General features: G+C 70.8%; 7 protein-coding genes. 3 read left to right on the plus strand and 4 right to left on the minus strand.

All coding sequences use genetic code 11. The annotated features are described in order from the left end of the window. A partial coding sequence (locus tag ACESL7_RS09375; protein WP_372893059.1) for an FAD-dependent oxidoreductase occupies positions 1–750 on the plus strand: 750 nt, incomplete at its 5' end. A 95-nt stretch (positions 751–845) separates the two neighbouring features. On the opposite strand, the gene ACESL7_RS09380 is transcribed toward ACESL7_RS09375, so the two are convergent. From ACESL7_RS09380 to ACESL7_RS09395, 4 genes are all read right to left on the minus strand, one after another. Beyond that, the gene (locus ACESL7_RS09380) at positions 846–1,280 is read right to left on the minus strand and encodes a DsrE family protein (RefSeq protein WP_372893060.1); all 435 of its coding nucleotides are present in this window, start codon (positions 1,278–1,280) and stop codon (positions 846–848) included. Between the two features lie 190 nt (positions 1,281–1,470). Continuing rightward, positions 1,471–2,439, minus strand: coding sequence for a methyltetrahydrofolate cobalamin methyltransferase (locus tag ACESL7_RS09385; protein ID WP_372893061.1), 969 nt, complete (start codon positions 2,437–2,439; stop codon positions 1,471–1,473). Positions 2,440–2,455: 16 nt separating this feature from the next. After that, on the minus strand, positions 2,456–3,391 hold the full coding sequence (locus ACESL7_RS09390) for a methylenetetrahydrofolate reductase (RefSeq protein WP_372893062.1): 936 nt from the start codon (positions 3,389–3,391) through the stop codon (positions 2,456–2,458). A gap of 28 nt (positions 3,392–3,419) precedes the next feature. Next, on the minus strand, positions 3,420–3,716 hold the full coding sequence (locus tag ACESL7_RS09395; protein WP_372893063.1) for a virulence factor: 297 nt from the start codon (positions 3,714–3,716) through the stop codon (positions 3,420–3,422). Positions 3,717–3,894: 178 nt separating this feature from the next. On the opposite strand from ACESL7_RS09395, the gene ACESL7_RS09400 reads away from it, so the two are divergent. Continuing rightward, positions 3,895–5,007 carry a Ppx/GppA phosphatase family protein gene (locus ACESL7_RS09400; protein ID WP_372893064.1) on the plus strand — a complete coding sequence of 371 codons (1,113 nt, stop codon included), beginning with the start codon at positions 3,895–3,897 and terminating at the stop codon, positions 5,005–5,007. Positions 5,008–5,129: 122 nt separating this feature from the next. Beyond that, positions 5,130–5,551, plus strand: a 422-nt coding sequence (locus tag ACESL7_RS09405) for an SAM-dependent methyltransferase (protein ID WP_372893065.1), incomplete at its 3' end; no start/stop codon positions are given.

Raw genomic sequence — 5,551 nt, forward strand, 5'->3', positions numbered from 1 at the left:
ATCAGCGCCTTCGCGCGCAAGGCCTTCGAGAAGCAGGGAATGGAGATCCGCACCGGCGCCACGGTCAAGAAACTCGAGCGCCATGCCGACCGGGTCACCGCGCACATCGAGCAGGGCGGCAAGACCGAGGCGCGCGATTTCGACACCGTGATCTCCGCCGTCGGCATCACGGGCAACACCGAGGGCCTCGGCCTCGAGGAGGCCGGCGTGACCGTGGAGCGCGGGCAGGTGAAGGTGGACGCCATGGGGCGGACGGGCGTGCCGGGGCTCTATGCCATCGGCGACATCGCCGGCGCGCCCTGGCTCGCGCACAAGGCCAGCCACGAGGGCGTTACCCTCGCCGAACTGATCGCGGGGGACGACCCGCACCCCGTCACGCCCGATCAGATTGCCGGCTGCACCTACTGCCACCCGCAGGTGGCCTCCATCGGTCTCACCGAGGCGCAGGCGACGGAGCAGGGCCGCGACATCCGCGTCGGCCGCTTTCCCTTCATCGGCAACGGCAAGGCCATCGCGCTCGGCGAGCCGGAGGGGCTGGTCAAGACGATCTTCGACGCCGACACCGGCGAACTTCTCGGCGCGCACATGGTGGGCGCCGAGGTGACCGAGCTCATCCAGGGCTACGTCGTCGGCCGCACGCTGGAGACGACCGAGGCCGAGCTCATGCAGACCGTCTTCCCGCATCCGACGCTGAGCGAGACGATGCACGAGTCGGTGCTCGCGGCGCACGACCGGGCGCTGCATTACTGAGGGCGCGTGAGGGGGGCTGTCTGCCCCCCTCGGCCCTGCCGGGCCTCACCCCCCGAGGATATTTCGACCCAAGAAGAAGGGCGGGGCGCGGTGGCTCAGAAGGACCAGACCGCCGCGTCGTCGGCGAGCAGCGCGTCGGCCATCGCCGGGGGCTCGGCGACGCTCACGCCGTCCATCAGCACCTCCGGCCCTTCGCCGAGCCCGGGCAGGTAGATCGCGCAGACCTCCGCCGTGGCGCCGTTCTCGATCGCGGCCTTGAGGAGGCCCTGCGGGCTCATGTCGCGCGGCGGCTGCGGCGCGGTCACGCTCTCGGGCGCGTCGGTGAGCGCCATGTCGCCCGCCGGGCCGCAGAGCAGGATATGCGCGTTCACGCCCTTCTCGACGGCCTGCATGGTCAGCACCATGCTCATCAACTGGGTCTGCGGCTCCGCCGCGGTGACCACGGTCACCAGGTTCTCTTCCATGTCTGCGGCGGCCGGGGCGGCGAGCGCGGTGGCGGCCGCCAGCGCGGCGATGGTCTTGCGGATCATGTCGACTCCTCTCGGGTCATGCGCGTTTCCACGTCGCACCCTATAGATATATTTGAGATTTGGAATACGATATCCTGTCGCAGGGGGGCGGCTTCGATTGCCCCGAAATCTCCCGTGGCGCGAGGGCAACGCCCTCTGCGCGCGCCCGGGCCGCCGGGGCGGGATGGGATCCTGCGGCCGCCTGCCGGGCTCAGGCGCTGCGCCGGCGTCCGCCGCGCCGCCCGCCGCGGCCGCCGCCCGCGGCCTGCGCCGCGCGCGCCGCCTCGGGGAAGGGCGTGCCCGCCTCCACCGCGTCGAGCACCCTGGCGAAGCGGATCCACTCGGCGCCGTTCGGGTCGTTGTTCATCAGGAAGTTGGCGGCCTTGATCGCCTCCATCTCGACCTGGCGGATCGGGTTCATGATCGCGCTCGTCATGCCGGCGGTGATCGCCATCGGCAGGAAGGCCGCGTTGATCCCGTGCCGGTGGGGCAGGCCGAAGGAGATGTTGGAGGCCCCGCAGGTGGTGTTGACGCCGAGTTCCTCGCGGAGGCGGCGCACCAGCGTGAAGACCTGCCGCCCGGCCGTCGCCATCGCGCCCACGGGCATCACCAGCGGATCGACCACGATGTCGTGCGCCGGGATGCCGTGGTCGGCCGCGCGCTCGACGATCTTCCGGGCCACCGCGAAGCGCACCTCCGGGTCCTCGCTGATGCCGGTGTCGTCGTTGGAGATCGCCACCACCGGCACGTCGTACTTGCGCACCAGCGGCAGGATCGCCTCGAGCCGCTCCTCCTCGCCGGTGACGGAGTTCACGAGCGGGCGGCCCTCGGCCACCGCGAGCCCGGTCTCGAGCGCGGCCGGCACCGAGCTGTCGATGCAGAGCGGCACGTCCACGAGCCCCTGCACCAGCTCGATCATGCGCCGCATCAGCGGCGGCTCGGTCTCGTTCGGGTTCGGGTTGGAATTGTAGACGACGCCCGCGTTCACGTCGAGCACCATCGCCCCGCAGGCGACCTGCTCCAGCGCGTCCGTCTCGACGGTGGAGAAGTCGCCCGCCTCCAGCTCGGCGGCGAGCTTCTTGCGGCCCGTGGGATTGATGCGTTCGCCGATCACGCAGAAGGGGGCGTCGAAGCCGATGGTGACGGTCTTCGACTTCGAGGCGACGAGGGTGCGGGTCATGTCGGTCCTTTCAGGGTCAGACCGCGGCGCGTGCTGCGGGGCGGGCGGCGGCGCCGCCGTGTGCGGCGAGCCACTCGGAGGCGGCGGGGATGCCGCCGAGCGGGAAGACATGCAGCGCCTCGATGTTGCCGGCGGCGCCCGCGGCGCGGCGCGCGGCGAGATCGGCCACCAGGTCGGTCGGCTCGAAGGGCTTGACGAGCTTCGAGACGTCCATCGCCCGGCGCTGCAGCACCTTGAGCGAGGGGCCGACGCCGCAGGCGATGGCGAACTTTATGAGGGTCTGCAGCTTCGCGGGTCCCGCGATGCCGAGGTGCACGGGCATGCGGATCCCCGCGGCCGCGAGCCGTTCGGCCCAGGCGATCATCGGCCCGGCCTCGAAGGCGAACTGCGTGACGATCGCCATCTCGGCGTCGGTCCGGTCGGCGAAGGCCTGCTTCCAGGTGAGCGCCGCGTCCACCTCGCGCGTGCCGCCCGCGGGGTCGATGTCGCGGTTGCCCTCGGGGTGGCCCGCGACGTGCAGCCGGCGGAAGCCGTGCGCGTCGAAAAGCCCGGTCTCCAGCAGCTGCATGGAGGACTGGAAATCCCCCTGCGGCTCGGTCACGCCGCCGGCCAGCACCAGCGCCTCGCGCACGCCGGCCTCGCCCTGATAGCGTGCGATCCAGTCGGCGAGCGTGGCGCGGTCGGGGATGATGCGCGCGGGGAAATGCGGCATCGGCTCGAAGCCCTCGGCACGCAGGCGCGCGGCGGTGGCGACCATGTCGGCGATCGGCGTGCCCGCGATATGCGCGATGTAGACGCGGGTGCCCGCCGGCAGCAGCGCGCGGAAATCCTCCACCCGCGCGGCGGTGCGGGGCATCACCTCGATGGAAAATCCCGCCAGCAAGGCTTCGACCGCCGGGTTGCGCGGGGCCGTGGCCGCCGCGCCGCGTTTCGGGAAACTGAGAAGCGCCATCAGGGCCTCCTTCCATGGCATCGGGCCGTCAGGCCCATCCGTCGTTGGCGATCAGGGCCTTGAGCCGGTCCTGATCGTAGGCCGCCTCGATCCGCGCGGCCTCGGCCTCGGCCAATGCCGCGGGGTCGCCCTCGGCCGGGTAGGGGGGCGCCTTGCGCCACTCGGCGAGGTAGGCGTCGCTCTCGCGCGCGCCGATCTTCATCGCCGCGCGGTCGATCGCCTGTTCGAAGCGCTCGGCGAGCGGCTTCTTCGCGCCGCGCCGGCCCTTGCCCACGATCACCTGCGCGGGAATGTCGCGCCAGTAGACGATTGTCACCTCGGGCATTGTCCCGATTCTCCCTCTCGGCTGGGGTCTCTCTACGTCACGGGCCGGGCGAGGCCCGGTCTGATTTCGACTCATGTGCGTCGCGGAGCGACTCGGGCCGAAAAGATGCACGGCACCTTGTTCGATCGCGTCGGTGCACGTATCTTCCAGACAACTTTGTATCCGGAGGGCGTGAGACATGGCGCCCAGGCGTCCCGATGGTGCGGGCGCGTTCCCGGTCCCGGTCGAAAGCCCCGCGCCCCGACCGCCCGATCCGGCGGAGCTTTATGCTGCGCTCGATCTGGGCACGAACAGTTGCCGCATGCTGATCGCCCAGCCGAAGGGCGGGCAGTTTCACGTGGTCGACAGCTTCTCGAAGACCGTCCAGCTCGGCGAAGGGCTGGAGCGGACGGGTGCGCTCGGCCGTGCGTCGCAGCGGCGCACGCTGCAGGCCCTGCGAATCTGTCACCAGAAGCTCCGCCGGCACGACGTGACGCGCATGCGCCTCGTCGCGACGGAGGCCTGCCGGCGCGCGCGGAACGGGCCCGAGTTCCTGCGCCGGATCCAGCGCGAGACGGGGCTCACGCTCGAGATCATCGAGCCCGAGGAGGAGGCGCGCCTCGCCGTGATCTCCTGCGCGCCGCTGGTCTCGACGAAGACGGAGCAGCTTCTCGTCGTCGACATCGGCGGTGGCTCGACGGAGCTCGTCTGGATCGATCTCTCCTCGGTGCCCAACCGCGAGCGGCCGCGCGCCATCATGCGGCTGCACGCGGGCTTCCACCCGCCCGAGAGCCCGTTCCCGGCGGCGAAGGTCGTGGACTGGATCAGCGTGCCGCTCGGCGTGGCGACGCTGCGCGATCAGTTCCGCGACGTGGAGGACGACGCGGCGCGCTACGCGCTGATGAGCTGGTTCTTCGAGGAAAACCTTGCCGAGTTCGCGCCCTACAAGGACGAGCAGACGCGCGATGGCTTTCAGGTGATCGGCACCTCCGGCACGGTCACGACCGTCGCGGCGAGCCACCTCGGCCTCAAGCGCTACGACCGCACGAAGGTCGACGGGCTGCGCATGACCTCGGACCAGATTGACCGGGTGATCCGCGACTATCTCGCCATGGGGCCGTTGGGGCGGCGGCGCGACCCGCGGATCGGGCAGGATCGCCAGGCGCTGATCATGTCCGGCGCGGCGATCCTGCAGGCGCTCTTGCGGCTCTGGCCGACGGACCGGCTCTCGGTGGCCGACCGCGGGCTGCGCGAGGGGCTGCTCTACGCGCAGATGTCGGCCGATGGTGTGCTGGAGGATTCGCCGGTCTGACGGGCGCCTGGCTGGTGCCTGACGGGGCGGCGAATTTTCGTACGAAAATTCGCACCACGAGCCGTGGTGCGGCGCTGAGATTTTTCGTACGAAAAATCTCCGGCCGAGCGTAAGGAAACGACATGCCGAAGAAAGCCGGAAACTCCGGGCGCGGGCAGCGCGATCTCAAGGTCAAGGTGCGCACCGCGCGCGGGCGCAAGCCCTCGTCCACGCGCTGGCTTCAGCGCCAGCTCAACGACCCTTACGTCAAGCGCGCGAAGGCCGAGGGCTACCGCGGCCGCGCCGCCTTCAAGATCCTCGAGCTCGACGAGAAGTATCGCTTTCTCGTGCCCGGCGCGCGGGTGGTCGATCTGGGCTGCGCGCCCGGCGGATGGAGCCAGGTCGCCGCGGAGCGCGTGAACGCGCTCGGCGAGAAGGCGGGCAAGGCACGGGGGCGCGTGCTCGCCGTCGATCTGCAGGCGGTCGAGCCGATCCCGGGGGTGGAGGTCCACCGTCTCGATTTCATGGAGGAGGGCGCCGACGACGCGATCAAGGGCTGGCTCGG

The organism is Rhodosalinus sp. (assembly GCF_041685465.1).
Lineage (GTDB): Bacteria > Pseudomonadota > Alphaproteobacteria > Rhodobacterales > Rhodobacteraceae > Rhodosalinus.

Bases quoted from the DNA above. Each gene is read 5' to 3' on its own strand.
- ACESL7_RS09380 (WP_372893060.1), bottom strand. From the start codon at position 1,280: ATGATCCGCAAGACCATCGCCGCGCTGGCGGCCGCCACCGCGCTCGCC.
- ACESL7_RS09385 (WP_372893061.1), bottom strand. From the start codon at position 2,439: ATGACCCGCACCCTCGTCGCCTCGAAGTCGAAGACCGTCACCATCGGC.
- ACESL7_RS09390 (WP_372893062.1), bottom strand. From the start codon at position 3,391: ATGGCGCTTCTCAGTTTCCCGAAACGCGGCGCGGCGGCCACGGCCCCG.
- ACESL7_RS09395 (WP_372893063.1), bottom strand. From the start codon at position 3,716: ATGCCCGAGGTGACAATCGTCTACTGGCGCGACATTCCCGCGCAGGTG.
- ACESL7_RS09400 (WP_372893064.1), top strand. From the start codon at position 3,895: ATGGCGCCCAGGCGTCCCGATGGTGCGGGCGCGTTCCCGGTCCCGGTC.